Source organism: Caballeronia sp. NK8 (assembly GCF_018408855.1).
GTDB lineage: Bacteria > Pseudomonadota > Gammaproteobacteria > Burkholderiales > Burkholderiaceae > Caballeronia.
On sequence record NZ_AP024326.1, the window covers coordinates 148,646 to 165,086 of the forward strand.

Annotated in this window: 13 protein-coding genes and 1 pseudogene; 6 read left to right on the plus strand and 8 right to left on the minus strand. The window is 62.4% G+C overall.

Features of this window, described 5'->3' with window-relative positions; all coding sequences use genetic code 11:
* Window positions 1–184: 184 nt before the first annotated feature.
* From NK8_RS33475 to NK8_RS33485, 3 genes and pseudogenes are all read left to right on the plus strand, one after another.
* The gene (locus tag NK8_RS33475; RefSeq protein WP_213233746.1) at window positions 185–1,513 is read left to right on the plus strand and encodes an FAD-binding oxidoreductase; all 1,329 of its coding nucleotides are present in this window, start codon (window positions 185–187) and stop codon (window positions 1,511–1,513) included.
* A 137-nt stretch (window positions 1,514–1,650) separates the two neighbouring features.
* Window positions 1,651–1,933: pseudogene (locus tag NK8_RS33480) on the plus strand (helix-turn-helix domain-containing protein); the annotation flags it as partial.
* A 783-nt stretch (window positions 1,934–2,716) separates the two neighbouring features.
* The gene (locus NK8_RS33485; RefSeq protein WP_213233747.1) at window positions 2,717–3,028 is read left to right on the plus strand and encodes a hypothetical protein; all 312 of its coding nucleotides are present in this window, start codon (window positions 2,717–2,719) and stop codon (window positions 3,026–3,028) included.
* A gap of 312 nt (window positions 3,029–3,340) precedes the next feature.
* Here NK8_RS33485 and NK8_RS33490 read toward each other — a convergent pair whose 3' ends face one another.
* Complete coding sequence (locus tag NK8_RS33490) at window positions 3,341–3,520, minus strand: CsbD family protein (protein WP_213233748.1); 180 nt, start codon at window positions 3,518–3,520, stop codon at window positions 3,341–3,343.
* A gap of 780 nt (window positions 3,521–4,300) precedes the next feature.
* Here NK8_RS33490 and NK8_RS33495 point away from each other — a divergent pair.
* The 3 genes from NK8_RS33495 (at window position 4,301) to NK8_RS33505 (ending at window position 7,806) form a co-directional block, all read left to right on the plus strand.
* Complete coding sequence (locus NK8_RS33495) at window positions 4,301–5,296, plus strand: MerR family transcriptional regulator (RefSeq protein WP_213233749.1); 996 nt, start codon at window positions 4,301–4,303, stop codon at window positions 5,294–5,296.
* 443 nt (window positions 5,297–5,739) lie between these two features.
* Window positions 5,740–6,615 carry a site-specific integrase gene (locus NK8_RS33500; protein ID WP_061121634.1) on the plus strand — a complete coding sequence of 292 codons (876 nt, stop codon included), beginning with the start codon at window positions 5,740–5,742 and terminating at the stop codon, window positions 6,613–6,615.
* 21 nt (window positions 6,616–6,636) lie between these two features.
* Window positions 6,637–7,806, plus strand: coding sequence for an IS91 family transposase (locus tag NK8_RS33505; RefSeq protein WP_213233544.1), 1,170 nt, complete (start codon window positions 6,637–6,639; stop codon window positions 7,804–7,806).
* A 615-nt stretch (window positions 7,807–8,421) separates the two neighbouring features.
* Here NK8_RS33505 and NK8_RS33510 read toward each other — a convergent pair.
* The 7 genes from NK8_RS33510 to NK8_RS33540 form a co-directional block, all read right to left on the minus strand.
* The gene (locus tag NK8_RS33510; RefSeq protein WP_225936593.1) at window positions 8,422–9,546 is read right to left on the minus strand and encodes a BamA/TamA family outer membrane protein; all 1,125 of its coding nucleotides are present in this window, start codon (window positions 9,544–9,546) and stop codon (window positions 8,422–8,424) included.
* A 28-nt stretch (window positions 9,547–9,574) separates the two neighbouring features.
* The gene (locus NK8_RS33515) at window positions 9,575–10,489 is read right to left on the minus strand and encodes a DUF2950 domain-containing protein (protein WP_213233750.1); all 915 of its coding nucleotides are present in this window, start codon (window positions 10,487–10,489) and stop codon (window positions 9,575–9,577) included.
* Window positions 10,490–10,500: 11 nt separating this feature from the next.
* Window positions 10,501–11,616, minus strand: a complete 1,116-nt coding sequence (locus NK8_RS33520; protein WP_225936594.1) for a DUF3300 domain-containing protein — start codon at window positions 11,614–11,616, stop codon at window positions 10,501–10,503.
* 265 nt (window positions 11,617–11,881) lie between these two features.
* The gene (locus tag NK8_RS33525) at window positions 11,882–12,154 is read right to left on the minus strand and encodes a hypothetical protein (RefSeq protein WP_213233752.1); all 273 of its coding nucleotides are present in this window, start codon (window positions 12,152–12,154) and stop codon (window positions 11,882–11,884) included.
* 355 nt (window positions 12,155–12,509) lie between these two features.
* Window positions 12,510–13,295 (minus strand): hypothetical protein, encoded by a 786-nt coding sequence (locus tag NK8_RS33530; RefSeq protein WP_213233753.1) that lies wholly within the window; start codon window positions 13,293–13,295, stop codon window positions 12,510–12,512.
* Between the two features lie 664 nt (window positions 13,296–13,959).
* A complete protein-coding gene (locus NK8_RS33535) occupies window positions 13,960–14,781 on the minus strand; it encodes a DUF2950 domain-containing protein (protein WP_225936623.1) in 822 nt (273 codons plus the stop codon).
* A 104-nt stretch (window positions 14,782–14,885) separates the two neighbouring features.
* On the minus strand, window positions 14,886–16,439 hold the full coding sequence (locus NK8_RS33540; RefSeq protein WP_225936595.1) for a DUF3300 domain-containing protein: 1,554 nt from the start codon (window positions 16,437–16,439) through the stop codon (window positions 14,886–14,888).
* Window positions 16,440–16,441: the final 2 nt, after the last annotated feature.

Consider the following 16,441-nt stretch of genomic DNA (forward strand, 5'->3'; position numbering starts at 1 on the left):
TACCGTGCCACTTCGCACCGGACGCGGGTCGTTGCTGGGCAGGCGAGCATGCGGGGCGCAGGAAGATCGTCCTATCCAACGCAAACGGATGGTGCGACATTGCGCTCAGCATTCTAAACATATCCCGCCCGATGCGCCGCAGCCAAGTGGCGCACGCGAGCCGCGATTACATCATCAGCCAATCATGCTCAGAATCGACGAAGTCATCAACAGCGAAGCATTCCCGGATCGATGCGATGTCGTGGTTATAGGCGGCGGCATCGTCGGCGTCAGCACGGCGTATGAACTCGCGCGAAGCGGCATATCGGTGACACTTATAGAGAAGGGCATCATCGGCGGGGAGCAATCGGGACGGAACTGGGGCTGGGTGCGTCAGCAGAATCGTGACCTGCACGAATTGCCGCTCGCCATGCACAGCCTCAAACGCTGGGGCGAACTCAGCGCCGAACTCGGCGACGACATCGGCTTTCGCAAGAGCGGCATTCTCTACGGCACGGAGCAGGAGGCGGATGTCGAGCGCTGGAAAGCGTGGCTCGCCCAGGCGCGTGATGTTGGCTTCCGCAGCGACATTCTCTCGGCACGCGAACTCGAAGCGCGCGTCCCGACGTCAAAGGCGCGCTGGGTCGGCGGTCTGTGGTCGGCCACGGACGGCCGTGCGGAACCCTCCAAGGCGGCGCCAGCCATCGCACGCGGCGCGCAGAAGTCCGGCGCGAGGGTGCTCCAGAATTGCGCCGCTCGAGGTCTTGATATGAGCGGCGGAAGGGTGTCCGGGGTATGGACGGAACGCGGGCGTATCGCGGCAGATTCCGTGGTACTCGCGGGCGGCGCCTGGAGCGCGCTGTTTTGCCAGCACCACGGCATCGATCTGCCAGCCATTAACGTGGTAGGCACAGCGCTGCGCACAGCGGAAGCGCCAGGCGTCATCGAAGGCTGTTTCTCCGGACCGGGCTTTGCGCTCAGACGGCGTCTGGACGGCGGCTACACGATTGCCGTTCCCGGCTATGGCCGGGTTGAGCTCGCGCCGCAGAACCTGCGCCATTCAGTAAAATTCCGCACTATGTTCCGCAGCAAGCTCAACAAGAAGCTGAAGATCCGCGTGGGTTCCAGCTTTTTTAACGGACCGGAGGCAAGCGCCGCCTGGAACGACGGTGATAAGACGCCGTTCGAGAAATGCCGCATTCTGGATCCCCGGCCGGATACCGAATGGCTCTCGCGCGCCGTTCGAAACATCGCAGGCGTGTTTCCCGAACTGGCGAACGTGCGGATCGCCCATGCCTGGGCTGGCGCCATCGACACAACGCCCGACTTGGTGCCGATCATCTCTAAAGTTGCGGCGAAGCCGGGACTCGTCATCGCCTCCGGTTTTAGCGGACATGGTTTCGGACTGGGACCGGGTGCGGGATTGCTGACGAGCCAGCTCGTGACGAACGAAGCGCCGCAGTTCGATCTTGGACCCTACAAACTCGAGCGGTTTAGCGACGGCACAGCGCTGCATCGCCCTGAAATGATGTAAGAAGACCGCTATGGGTTCGTCCGGCGGCTTCCAGTTTAGATTGTAGGTCCCAAGTTCAATTGTCGCTTTCTGCCAAGTAGAGATGTCGCATTTTGCCGTACGTTCGTGGCCAGACAAGCGTTTCAGGAGCGCGGGCCATAAACATGACTGGGACCAAGACGATGTCGATGTGCGAACTGGACCGACTCAGAGTGATTCAGGCCGTGGCCGAGCGCCAACTCAAGCCAGGCCGTGCCGCCGAAAGGCTGGGCTTGAGCGTGCGGCAGATCGAGAGGCTCGTATGGCGTTATCGGGCAGACGGCGCGCACGGTCTGGTCTCGGGCAAGCGCGCACGCGCGAGTAATCATCGGCTGCCGGACAGCGTGGCGCAGCGTGCAGTTGCGCCGTGAGCGCTACGTCGATTTTGGTCCGACGCTTGCGCCGACGGCTCCGTCGTATGCAGCTGTACGAGAAGGACGCCTCGGGGCGAGTCTGTGACGAGGGCGCGTTGAGGCCGCGTCTTTCGCGCGCAAGCTGCCACCGGTTTTTAGAGGGCCCGGGGCGCCAGCGGAGGCGAGCGTGTTTCTGTGTTACCTGATCGATCCGAGCACTCGTTCAGTACAGAAGGTGAGCGACGGCTTTGACCGCGCAGCCGAATTGACGGAAAGCCGCGCGCCAGAACTCATCTCCCCTCTGGGCCGACTTAAACGAAGCTGACTCGACGGTCGACATTGCATACTCGCCAGATGCCGACCTACGACCGTCCTTCCGGATGCGGCTCTCATACCGCGGCCAACTCATCGATAAAGTCGTAAGAGGAAAGGGAGTGCTCATTGCCTGCGGCGCAGTGCCCCCTGAGATCAAGCGGCAGATAGAGACGCCAGATGCACTTTTGCAAGTCGTGGAGTACCTGAGCGGCGACACGACGTCCGCCCATACGTGGCTCAAGAAGGGTATGCCTACAACGCGCGCGCCCGCTAGACGCACCGACGCGGACACCCGTTCGCGTCGAAGCCGCGACGTCGCGGTGTGACGGAAACGACAGGGCACGAATCATTGACGCCTGTTCGCCGAGTGTGTGTGCGACGCGCGCTCGTCGCCCGAGGCGGAACTCACTGACATGCTCTGTTCCAAGCTACGGGTTGCGAGTACGGCAACTCTTTGCGCGTACGGTAGGCACCAAGTTTGCGCTTCGCTAGGAGAGATATTCGTCAGAAGCAAATCATGAGAGCTACGATTTGGGGTCGTGCAAGGCTGCCCGAAGGGCATGAAGAGGTCCATCGTTTTGCATTCGAATTGCAAGATGGAAGCGCAGCACCGCCCATCCGAGAATCTGTTTCGCTACGGACTGCGCGTGTTGTCGTCGCACATCTGCAAGACGGCAACGCTCTGATCCAAATGTTCCGAGCGATCGTAAGTAGCGTGCCGGCAAAGGACGATGAGCTAATCGGCCAGACCTTCGAGGACGATTTCATCGAGAATGGGCCGAGCGATCGGGTAAGTGACTCGGCGCACTGGTTGAACGCCGAGCGTTGACCATCCATTCTTGGCAGCCATCAACTTGGCCAGGGCGGCGAGCCCGACGCCCGCTGGGTCCTCGCGAATCAATAATCACTGGCCGGGGCCATCAATCGCCTAGTGTCGGCATCGACACCACCGGCCGTTTTGCGCGTTTAGTGGAAGATAAGATACAGAATTACGAGCACTATGACAGGCACGCCAAGCAGCCAGCCGAGTAGATATGGCATAGGTCCTCCCTCTGATTATCTGTCCTCGCGGCTAAGGAGCCGAGGGTAGAGCCGAGCGCCCGCGCGCTCGAGCGAGCGCGCGGGCTGTTGTGGGCGACCGTTACGGATGGCTCTTCTTCACTTGTTCCTTTGCATCGCCGTATTGCTTACGGGCCTCGCCCGCCCCCTGCTGGACCTGCCCTTTCACCTGTTGGGTGGTGTCGCCAGTCATCTTCCCGACGCCCTCGTTGATCTTTCCTTTCGCCTTTTCCGCGGTGCCCTTCACTTGGTCCTTGTTCATGGCTAGCCTCCGTTCATTGAGTGTGGAGAAGTCCACGCGATCGCTGGCGCAAAGATCGGACCAGCCGCCAGCGATTCCAGTCGTGGCCGAACGCAACGTGGACTTTGCTGCGGTCCGACAACGGCAATGTTGAAGCGGTGGGAAGGTTAGATTAGCTGCCGGTCGACAGTGCGGGGCTGATTCCGCGCCCACTCAGCAAATCGTCAACTGCTGTCGCAGCGGGGCAACAGCATCGGGGAACATCGATTGTGAAGGAATACCCGAGGGCCGAAGGACTTGGCAACAGCGGCAAATTCGGCCCGAAAGCGGTCACACGACTCGCTTGAGAGTTCGTTGCTTATCGACTTCGGGCGGGAGGGAAGCATGCAACTGTTTCGCGAAACTAGGCCATTTTTTTTCGCACGAGCGGTTGGAGACCATCGAACGGCATAGACTGCTTAGTGGAAGGTTCCAAGACAAAGGACTGCTATGGCCATCAACGTAGAGGATGTGTCCGCCCGCTTGTCTTCCCGAGGCATCGAGCTGCTTGATCCATACGCCGGCTGGAGCGTGCGTCATACGATGAAATGCCGAATTTGCAGCGACGTCTTTCAGGCCTCGCCTGCGACGATGTTGTTCGGTAGACGCGATGTCGTTGGATGCAAAGAATGCGCAGGACACGCGGATCTGCGAAGAGCGACGTTCACGGCCGGATACGGCGGATCGGGTTCGGTCAGCGAGAAGGCTTGCCGGTCGTCCTTGGTCTTATCTTCATCTACGGACGTTTCAGGTGATCCGCCAATGGCAGACTCATCGGTACAGGAGTTCGATTCGCAGCCGGGCTCGGATGAGGCCGCAACTCTGGAGCAGGTCCCATCGCACGCAACTTCGGTGGCGGGAATTGGCATCGCGGCGATCGCTCAGGAAATTGGCGTGACGAAGGACACGCTACGTGTTTGGGAGCGCCGTTACGGCTCTCCGCGGCCGATGCGCACGCCCGGCGGCGAACGCCTTTACTCGCAGGACCAGGTGACGCAGTTGCGGCTCGTCAAGCGCCTGCTTGACGCAGGGCATCGGCCTAGCGAGGTGCTCGGGCAACCGATGGACATGCTTCAGCACCTGGCGCAGAGCTCCGGCGTGGGACGGGACGAGCCGGACGCCGAACTCGATCGTCTGATCTCGCTGTTGCGCGCGAGCGTCCACGACGACTTACGCATCGCGCTGCTGAAGCGGGCGACGCGCGACGGACTCGAGCGTTTCGTGCTGGACGTCGCGGCGCCGCTGTCGGAGCGTGTCGGCAACGCGTGGACCGCTGGCACCTTGCAGGTATACCACGAACATCTGTTCAGCGAGATACTCCAGTCGACGATGCGAAACCTGATGCGCCCGCTCTCGGACGCGCTGCGCGGTCGCTGCAGCCGTCCGCGCGTGTTGCTGACGACGCTCTCCGGCGAAGGGCACGGTCTCGGTATTTTGATGGCCGAAGCAATGTTCACGCTCTCCGAATGCGAATGCGTTCCGCTAGGCTTGCAGACGCCGCTGCACGATGTCGTCGATGCGGCGGCGGCGCATAAGATCGATATCGTGGCGCTGTCATTCAGCGCGTCGCTGCCCGCGCAATCCGTCGCGAACGCTCTGACCGATCTGCGCGACCTGCTGCCGCCACACATACGACTTTGGGTCGGCGGAAGCAGCCCAGCGCTGCGCCGCAAGGTTCACGACGGCGTGCTTCACGTGCCGGGATTGACCTCGATCGATGAAGCTGTCGAGGAATGGCGTCAATCGGCAGTTCGCTGATAGAAGACGCTTACCTCAATGACGTGTACCGCAATGGTACGACTGAATTATGAAGGAGAAGCTTTGCGCGGGGTGCTGACCCGTAAGCAGTGGGAATTAGGCGCTGCAAACGAGCGACAGCCAGGTTGTGGCGGTGACGAGCACTTCCGAATCAGCTAGCGTCCAGAAGCGCGAACCCAAAGCAACGCGTTTGGTCGTTGAGGGTTTCGCGCGAACGTCCGCCAAACGAACTGCTGTGCCCGGGTCTGCGGCCTGGATGACCGAAACACTCGGTTAGCCGCCGTCAAAGCCCCGACGCGCGACCGACCGTAGAGGGTCGAAGGACTAAACCGCTCGCGCGGTAGGGGCTACGGTCCGACGCTGGTGGTCAGGGAGAGGCCGGTCACCCGGCTTTATGTTGGCGAATGAGGCAATCCGCCTCGTTCTTCAACAGGAGCCGAATCATGACCTCCTTACCGACAAACGCCAGCCCACTGCGCCAGCGCATGATCGACGATATGCGCATGCGCCAGCTTGCCCCCAAGACGCAGGACATCTACCTGCACATCGTGCGTGAGTTCGCCCGTTTTCTCGGGCGCTCGCCTGACACGGCCACCGTCGAGGACCTGCGCCGCTACCAGCTCTATCTGGTCGACCACGGCACATCGGCCGTGTCGCTGAACCACGCGATCACCGGCCTGAAGTTCTTCTTCAAAGTCACGCTCGACCGGCCCGAGCTGATGGTCAGGATGCAACCGGTGCGCGTGCCCCGCATATTGCCCGTCGTGCTCAGCCCCGACGAAGTGCGGCGGCTCATCGAGGCCGCCGGTAACCTGAAGCACCAAACCGCGCTGTCGGTCGCGTACGGCGCGGGGCTACGCGCCAGCGAAGTGGTGGCGCTGAAGGTCACCGACGTCGACAGCGAGCGCATGACACTGCGTATCGAGCAGGGCAAGGGCCGCCGTGACCGCTACGCGATGCTCTCGCCGGTGCTGCTCGAACGTCTGCGTGTGTGGTGGCGCGTGGCCCGTGCGCAGGGCAAGATGCTCGATGGTGGGTGGCTGTTTCCCGGACTCGATCCGCTCGATCAGTTAAGCACGCGACAGTTGAACCGTGCCATTCATGCCGCCGCCGAGACTGCGAACATCGACAAACGTGTGTCCATGCACACGCTACGCCATAGCTTTGCGACACATCTCCTCGAACAGAAGGTGGATATCCGCGTGATCCAGGTGCTGCTCGGCCATGCAAAGCTCGAGAACACCGCGCTCTACGTCCAGGTGGCCACCGACCTGCTGCACGAGGTCACCAGTCCGCTGGACCGTCTGCCCTCAGAGTAGACCCGCGGGCTGTAACGCCTCATGCTGGAGGTTGCGGACATCTTCCGCAGCCACGGGCCAGCGTGGCGAGCCACGACACACTTGAGCCTGGGGCAGCTGAAGGTCATGTCGGCCATCGAACGGTGCCGCACGGCGGCACTGGGCGGACATGTGCTGCGCTGTTCAGGCTGCACAAGGACCGAGGTGTCCTTCAACTCGTGCCGAGACCGGCATTGCCCGAAGTGCCAGGCCAGCGCCGCACACCGCTGGCTAGAGGCGCGTCAGGCCGATCTGCTACCCGTCGAGTACTTCCACGTCGTCTTCACGCTGCCCGCGCAAATCAGCGCGATCGCCTGGTACAACAAGCGGGTCATCTACGGGCTGCTGTTCGACATCGCCGCCGACACGCTGCGCACGATCGCCGAGGATCCCAGGCATCTCGGCGCCCAGATCGGCGCCACGCTCGTACTGCACACTTGGGGATCGGCGCTCACGCATCACCCGCATGTGCACGGCATCGTCCCCCGTGGCGGGCTGTCGCCTGACGGTGAACGCTGGATCGCCTGCCGGCCCGGCTACTTCCTGCCCGTGCGCGTCCTCTCACGCCTGTTCCGACGCCGCTTCCTCGAGGCACTCCAGTCGGTTCACCACCGTGGCGACCTGCAGTTCTTCGGCGAGTACACCGGGCTCGCCGACCCCGCCACCTTTGCCCGATGGCTTGCGCCCCTACGTACTTGCGAATGGGTGGTCTACGCCAAGCGCCCGTTCGCCGGACCGAAGGCGGTGCTCGAGTACCTCTCACGCTACACGCACCGCGTCGCCATCTCCAACCAGCGCCTGGTCGCCGTCGATGAGCGTGGCGTGACGTTCCGCTGGAAGGACTACCGTGCGAAGGGACGCACCCGCTACAAGACCATGACCCTCGAAACCGGCGAATTCATGCGCCGCTTCCTGCTCCATGTGCTGCCCGGTGGTTTCCATCGGATCCGCCACTTCGGGCTGCTCGCCAACCCGGTGCGCCGCGCCAATCTCGCAAAGGTGCGCGAACTGCTGCACGTCGAACCCGAGATCAGCCCGTCGCCGGACGACGCCATCATCGAAACCCGCCCCGTCTTCATCTGTCGGCACTGCGGCGCACCGATGGTCGTCATCGAAATCCTCGCGCGCAGCGCCCCGATCCGCGCACCGCCAATGCGCCGGGATCCGACATGAACCCCACGGTTCCTCGACCTGCCTGTCGAACGTTGGCTCCGCGGCAACGCGGCCCAAGGATGGAGCCTGCGCGTGTCGCTACGCGAAGCGCTTTGCCCGGCCGCCTCATCATCGCGAATGCACGACTAAACCACTTCGCTACGGCGTCAGCGTCCCTCCGGCACCCCGCCTGAGCGTGCCGCATCCGGCACCACTGACCATTCCGGTCTATCAATCGCCATAGCCGCGAACCCTCCAACCGCAGTGGGGCACTCCGCGGTTTCCTCCATCGGGCTTATTCGACGCCTGCCGACATGCGCGGCGGCACGCACATTTCTGCGGCCGATGGCAGGCATCGAATAAACCTTAACGGGTCCGGAAGTTCGGGCCGAGGTCGCCGGAGATGCGGGGCGCTCGTACTCCAATCTGCGGCAACCGGCCACAAGCAGTCATCGATTGGTCCGTCAACCCCGTCATTTGAAGGTCTCTTGATTAGCAGTGAGCTGCCGCTGGGCTAATGGCGCATGCGTCGAAGGTAAATAAGCGATTCACGGGGCCGCTGTGGCTTCATGATTGAGGTTTGGGGTAGCGTGCCCGGTTGCCTATTTGAGCGGTTCGCTGTACCTTTCGCTAAACTCACCGCCAGGCACTGCCGACCTGTATGTAAAACGCGTTTTGGTCCTTGCTGTGGGCGACATCGATACCAATGGACACCCCTAGCTTGCGTGCGATCAGGTAACGGAACCCAGCGCCGACACTTGTGACGTTCTGTGCCTGCGAAAAGCTTTCCAGTCTTCCATACGCCTTGCCAAGCCCTGTGAAGCCTAGCAGCGACCATCGCGGCGTCACGTCCCATCGCAACTCGACTTCAGTCGAGATGGCGTTGCGGTCCTGGTATCGTCCCTTCTGAACGCCGCGCAGGTCGACATACGGCTGTGCGTAGAACGGAATGTCTCCCGTCGAGAACTTCGTCTCGACACGAAGGCCTAGGATCAGCGCATGCATCAGCGGAAACCATTTGAAGCCGCGCGCGGCGTAGACATCGTAGTTCTGGGTGCCGCCGAAGCCGATTCGGGCGAACTGGGCTTCGAATTCCGCGAGGCTGCCGGAGCCCGGGTAGAAGATGTTGTCGCGCGAATCGTAGTCCAAAATCAGGCTGCCGGCGCCGATGCGCTGGTTCCTCTCGAACTTGGAAACGCTGTCCGGTACGTTGCCGCCTGTGAAACTGGACGTCGAGTCGAAGAAGACATAGCGCACACCGCCATACCAGCGGCTGTTTCCAAGCCGTAGCAGGAACTGCTGAAGCAGCGCATCACCCCTCAGGGTGTATGCGCGGGGCTCGCTCGTCAGTCCGAAGTAGTCAAGGTGAGCATCGACTTTTGCCACCGCACCAAGGTAACGATATCGGTCGTCGTCCCATGTGTGAAAGTGAGCGGCGGCCGCCGCCCACGTGCCGTTCCGCGTGTAGAGCCCCCCGAGTGCCGTGACGTTCGGCGGAATCCGATTGCGCTCATTACCTGTTGAGTTTGCCGCCTGTTCGGCGATCGGCCCGGAGAAGAACAGCAGGCCGAGACCTACGCCATAGCCCACAGCGGGCTCAGTAATCACGACAGGCACGGGCAGCGCCCCTTTGTGTTTGAGCAGAAAATCGCTCATGTCCAGTTGCCCGTCCGTCGAATCGATGAAGCTGAGAGGCTCTTTCTCTTCAGCCTGCGCGGCACTGAAGACTGTTGCGATTACCGCAGCCAGTGCGGCGGTCACTCGGGCCGATGCTGGACGACCGCCCACATTACGGCTGCTGCACGCGGGTCCAGGATGCATCCGGATCAAACTTGGTCACCGGCGAAGCGCTCTTGCCGCGATTCTTTTGATACACGACGCCATTGCGGTTGACAATGAAGGTCATGACGCCGCTTTCGCCATATTGCGCAGGATAGGCGGCCATGGCGAAGCCCGCCAGCATCCGTCTGTTGATGAGATAGCCGAATGCGCCGCCCGGCGCGTGCCGCCCCTGCCGCGTGAGAATGCGGAAGTAATAGCCGTGATATGCGTCGCCCGGGTGTCGATCCTTGAGATAATTCGAGCTGGCGGCGATGAGCGGCCCAAAGGGACTCGGCTCCTCGGCCTTCGACTCGTTGGCGGGCCAGTACAGGCCATCTTGCTTGCCGGGCGAACTACCGAGCTTTCGGGCGTACTGCAGTACGCCGTCGCCCATGCGGTCGCGTGCTGCGTACTCTCTCTGGGCATCCACGTAGGCACGCAGTACCTTGATCGCCTCTCGCTCGTTCGCCCCGATGCGACGATCCAGCACTTCCTGCTCGCCATCCTCGGTTGCGAAGCGCCACTGCCCGTTTTCGCGTACAAGCGGAATTGGCATCGGCCACGCTTCGTCGCCGATACGCAGGATGCGGCGATCGGGAGAGGTTTCCTCCAGCATGTGATAGGCATTGAACTCTGCAAGCGCTTTGGCCCGCAGATCGCGGTTCTCGGCGTCATCGGGTGTCACGACGAGCCGCTTGTGTGTCTCACCGAAGATCTTGATCAGTGCAGCTTCATCGTTCGCTTCGAGTGCCTGTTGCAACGCGCTCACGGCGGCGTCGGGCGTTGCGAAAGTTTGTTGGTCGTATGCCGCGATGACGGGGGACGCCGTCAGAAGCGCCGTCACGAGGGCGCACACGGGCAATAGGCGACATAGCGTTTTCATCTCGTCTCTCCCTATCGGCGACCCATGCGACCGCCGCCTCCGCCGAACCCGCCGCGGCCGCCGGAGAAGCTGCCTGCGCCCTGAAAGTTGCGAGCGCCTTGCGATGATCCCTGCGCACGCGGTGAAGACTGCCGACTCGCCGCGCCGCGGGCGCTATCTGCACGCGCGGCCTGACCGGAGCCGTAGCCGCTAAATGCGGCGCCACCGCCTCCCTGGAAGTTGCCCCTGTTTTGCCCGCGCGATGGCTGTCCGGCCGTCGGCCCGCGCGGGGCCGCACGGTCGATGCCGCCGGACGCGCCGACGTTGCCAGCGTTGCCACGCGACGGCGGGTCGCCGACACGCTGCGCCGATGCGCGTGTAGTGCCGCCAGAGACCTGTCCCGGCGTCTTCTCGGAACGCCACTGGGTCGAGCGCTGAGACGCAGAGGTTCCGTTGGCTGAGCGGTTCTGAGCGCGATTGCTCAGTTCGTTCTTGACGTCGGCGCGATTGACGTTGGTCTCGCGGTTGATGTTGATGGTGTTGTTGCCGCCTTCGTAATGCGATACATAGTGCCCGCCATGCCACGCCGCGGTAATCGCTGCACCCCAGATCAGGCCTGTGGCGAAAGCCGCCCCTGGTGCGTAAGGATAGTAATAGACCGGATAGGGGGCGGGCCAATAGCCATAGACCGGTGTTGGGCTACTCACGACGACCGTCGAAGGATTGTACTGCGGTACGTAGATGACTTCGGGATTTGACGGCACAATCTTGATAACTTCCTTCTCAACGACCACCGTCTGTTTGTCGTCCGTCTTGAGATTTCCTGCCGATTGCGTCTGACGTCGGAACCGCTGCACGGCATCCAGCACCGCGCTCTGGTCTGCGACCACTGCTTCACCCAGGGCAACTGTCCAGTCGAGGTCCCTGCTCAGTTGCCTCACGACTTCGGGGTAATTCAGCAGTGCCTTGACAGGATCCTGCCACGACTCGTTGACCGGTAAGTCCTTTTGGGTCTTCCTGCGCGCGAGGAAGCGGTCGGCCTGAACGATTTCGACCGGATAAGTCGACGCGGGAAGAATGATCGCGATGAGGTCGTCAGGATAGAGCGCAATCGGACCGACGAGTTTGTCCAGCGAGGCAGGGTCCATTGCCACGGTTTGCCCACCGCCCGTAGACGCCACCTGAGGGACAGCAGCACTGGCCGCTGCTGGCTGGGCGACAGGCTGCGAAGCGTTTGTCGCGGGCGTCTGAGGGGCAGTTTGCGCATTGCTTCCTGCCGGCGTCTCGGGAACCGCACACCCGCCCACGCAGACCGCGAGTGCGAGAGGCAGCACGCTTAAAGAGTCACGCATGTCTCTAGGGCTATCGACCGTATGGGGCTACGCATGTTCGCGGTTCCTCGACCCGGAGCCCTTAATGGCCGCTCGCTCCATTATGTGCAGCCGCAATTGCAGCGTCGCGCTCTTTCGCGGCCTCTGACTTCTTGTGGTTGAAAACTTTCCGCGCCGCCGCGACTTTCTGGTCGTATTTCTTGTTAGCGGCGGCGATCTCCGTGCGCATTTGGACGATCTCGTCGTTATGTTTGGACGAAGCGGCACCTTGCTCGGCCTGTGGCGCCTGCTGTGCCCACGCGTGCGACACCAACAAGACTGTCGCGGCTACTAGGGTTGCTTTTAGACGATTCACGAGCGCCTCCTGAAGAGTGAAATTTAACGGCTGAGCGGGCGAAAAAGGGCTGAAGCCTGCGCCTACTAAGGCGACAACGCGTGCGCCGAATAGCAGTTCGGCTGCAGCACTTGATGCTGGCTGGCCGGCGAGCGCGTTTCCTCGGGCTGGCGGGTTTCGGCGGCGAATTCCTGGCCCGGCTTTTCCGACGCAAAGTCAATGAATACGTGCGTCTTGCGAGACAGGTCTCGAAAACAACTGCACGACCCATAGCATTAGGAATGCTAATAAGGTTTCGATTTTGCTCAACCCCGGTGACTAGGCGTCTGCAACGCAACCCGCTCCAGCAGTAGATCACTTCCGTGGGGCTTCGCATTCAGAACCTCAGCGTGACATTGAAGCTTGGACCGTTGAAGCGCAGCGTCTGGACCAGTTGATCCCCCGACCCATAGAAAGCTAGATACCGGTACGTCAAACTCAAATCGCCCCACTTCATTGCATAGCCGACCCCGGTCATTGCCTGCCACGTGAACTTTGACGAACCGGCGCCGGCGTCGAGGTAGAACGGCACGTACCACCGGCCGTCATCGGTGATCATCACGCGCCCGCGCACGCCACCAATGCCGTCGAAAATGTTCTGGATCTGAGACACATTGACTTCCGGTGTTTGGCTTACCCCTGTTCCGTTGGTTCTCGTGGCCGACGCATCAAGTGTGGCCTTGACCCCCAGATAGCGCAGTCCTACGATCGCATCGACGTTGCCCCACGACTGCCGCAATACGGTGCGACCGCCACCGAGCTGGAGCAGCGTACCGCGGAAAGTTGTCTTGAAACTGCGCTGAGTCTCCCGAGGACCAAATAGGCCGCTCGCCGTATTGACCGAACTCCCGTGCTGCCCGAAATTCAGGTAAATGGCGTCCGCCAGGATGCTCCAGTCGTCCTTGCGTGCCTCCCCCTGAAGCATAAAAACGAACTTGAGGTTTTGCAGATAGTTATAAGGCCCGGTGGAGGCGTCAGCGTCGCCGCCGGGCAGAGAGAAGCGCAGTGTCCCGCTGACGTTCGGCAACCAGAGGTACGGCGTAACGGCTAATTGCCATGGCGATCCGGTTTCGCCTTGCGCCGGTAGTGCGTCGGAAGCCTGCGCGTTGCTCGCGGCGATCATGACTGCCGCGACACATTCTGAGTAATGGTGCATGACGACTCCCAGGCGCAAGCGTGGACTTGCAAGGGCGCTACACGCGACCCCAAGCTGCCCCTCAGTTGCCCGAGGACTTCAATGTCACTGATGGCGATATGAAGCCTCAATATACTTAACCGGTCCACCCGTCAATACACCCCATGGAGCACACGAGGGAGATGGCGAAGCCTCACGCTCGCAGTAGGGGCGAACATAGTTCGAACGTTCGGATGGCGACTGGCGAGACGCAGCGGCCACAAGCGGTCATTGGTCCACGCAATTGCACGGGCATTCGAACGTCGGGTTGCTGCCGAACTAGAGACTTTCGTTCAGCGGCACGTCGGGCACCAGGTCGGCCTTGACGGGGTCAACACTTGCCCACCTTGATTTGTGACAACTATAAGAGGTCTCTCGACGTGTCGGATATTGTCGATGGCAGACGGCGAACCACCCCATATTGGGGCTGTGCCGCTCTGCGCTCCGAGTGCAATGGTGGCGCGGACCGGAAGCATGGCTCCGCCATCCCACGCTTCGATCTCCGCTGGTACATCTCGATGCGATCGACGGAAGTCTCAAAGCTGCATGGTCAGCTTAGCGAGGGCGACGACGAGCCCAGCGAAATGCATGATTTTTTGAATGATCGCAGTACTCAAGGCGACACCTTGTCCCACCCCGGCCCGGGATCGAATGACTTCATCGCGCCGACCTTCTTGTCACCATCCGGGCCGAGATCGCGCTCATAGACCTGTCCGTCGTGACTGACCATGAAGCTCTTGATGCCCGTTTCCCCATAATGGGCCGGCCATGCGACCACGGCAAAGCCGCCGAACAGACGGCCATTGACCATGTAGTCGTATGCGCCACCCGGCGCATGAGTCCCCTGCGCGCGCAGCAGCTTGTAGTGGTAGCCGTAGTAGCCCGACTCCGATCTGGCGCGAGCGCCGGCTGTCATGAAGGCCGGACCGAGCGGACTCGGTTCTTCATCGGCGCTGGTCGGCCAGTACAGACCATCATGTTTGCCGTTGCTGCTGGCGAACTTGTCCGCATAGACGTAGACCTTGTTGCCGTCGTGATACTTCGATGCGTAGTCGCGTTGTGCATCGTAGATCGCGAGCATCGTCTGGATCACGGCAAGCTCGTTGCGGCCGATCTCCCGAAGGCGCATCTCGTCGGCGCCGGCGCGCATGTCGAATTCCCAGCCTTGCTTCGTTTTCACGAGGGGGATGGGCAGCGTCCAGCCGTCGTTGCCCACGGCGATCCGAGCGTGGTCATCGCCGGTCGTCTGAATCGCATGCGAAGCCTGCCATGCGGTCAGGAACTTGCTGCGCAGCTCGGCGCCGACCGAAGGAATCACGTCGCGGAAGTCGGCGCCCAGCAACGCCCTGAGTTCGCTTTCGTCGTTGTCCGCGACGGCACTGCCGAAGGCGTTCATCGCCGCCTCGGGTGTCTGGAAGAACTTCTGGGCGCTCATCGCGGGAACTGGAATGACGGCGAGCGCGAGCGCGACGGTCAGCGTGCCTCCGGCCAAGGCGAGGAGCGCGCCAATCTCCGATAGTCTCTTCATGATCGCTCTCCTCAGCGCCGTCCGCCGTGGCGCGCACCGCCGCCACCACCACCACCACGCGCGCCGCCACCGCCGCCACCACGATGGAAGTTCGATGACTGGAAGCTCGACTGTCCACGGTTGAAATCGCGTTGCGCCGCGCCACCGCCGCCGCCGACACCCTGAAATGCGGTGTCGCGCGCGCCGCCGCCGTATGCGCCCCGGTTGCCCGCCTGCGCGCCCGCTGCGCCGCCACGGGCGTGTGATTGAGCGCGCTCTGACGTGTGCGCCGGCCGATTGGCGGTCTGAGGCCGATTGGCCGCTGGCGCTTTGCGGTCGGCCGTCTGCGCCCGATTGCCCGCTCCCGCCTGACGATTTTGCGCATGCGCGCGATTGGCGGCGTCGGCGCGGTTGGCGACGTTCGCGTTGTTGGCGCGAGCGGGCCGGTTGGCCGCCTGGTCGCGTGTCGCGGGCCGATTGGCCGCGCCCACGCGCTCCGGCGTAGCGCCGTTGCGTCCGCGATAGTCGCGCCGGGCATCGGCACCTTGCACGCCGCGTGAATACTTGTCGCGCGTTGCGTTGTCGCGATAGGAAACGCCCTGGCGATGCCGCGCGTCATGCTGCCACTTGCCGCCCTCGACCTTGGTGCGGTCGAAGTTGCGATCGATGTTCGTGGCCTTGTTGATGTTGACGTTGACGTCGTTGTTGTTCCAGTTGCAATCGCTGAAGATCGCACCCGCCGCCGCGATGCCCAGGCCCCACGCAAAGCCGCTCGCAAGGGCGGCCCCGGGGTAATACGCCGGTGGGGGCGGCCAGTAGGTCGGCGGATAGGCCGGCGCGGGCCAGGCGCCATACACGACGGTCGGATTGTAGGAGGGCACGTAGATGACCTGCGGATTGGCCGGTTCGATACGCACGATCTGCGTGGGCGGCGCCTGACCCGGCTGGCCGCTCTGGCTCGTGGCGGACCGTGCTTCGACACTCACTTTCTGCTGCGGCGTCGACTTCAGATGTCCGGTGTCCTGCGCGCGAATCCTCAGACGCTGCACGGCGGCCAGCACGTCGTTGGGTTGCGCGAGAAACGCATCGCCGAGTCGCTGGGTCCAGTCCAGCTTGTCGTTCATGGGGACGAGCACCTGGGGAAACGCCACCAGCGACTTCACGCTGACGTCCCATGTCTGATCCTGCACGGCCTTTACCGCGGCGTCGCCTTTCACATTCGGATTCGATCTGACCCAACGCGCGGCGTGCACGATTTCCAGCGGATACGTCGATGCCATCAGCACCTGCGACAGCAGCGAATCAGGATAGAGTGCGATCGGCGCGACCAGCGCCTCGAGTTCCTCGGGCGGATATTGCTGTGCCGCAGGCTGCGTCGCGGAAGCGGGCAGCGGCGGCACAGCCGCAACGGAGGCGGGCACCGCTGCCGAAACCGGCGCCGCGACGGAGGCAGGCGGCGCCGCCGAAGCTTGAGCAGGCGCCGACGCCGCCTGAGTCTGAGCCGGCTGATCCTGCTGTTTCGAGGGGCAGCCTGCCATCAAAACGACGAGGCTGGCACTCAGGAGCCGTCCATAGCGCGTCGTCATGA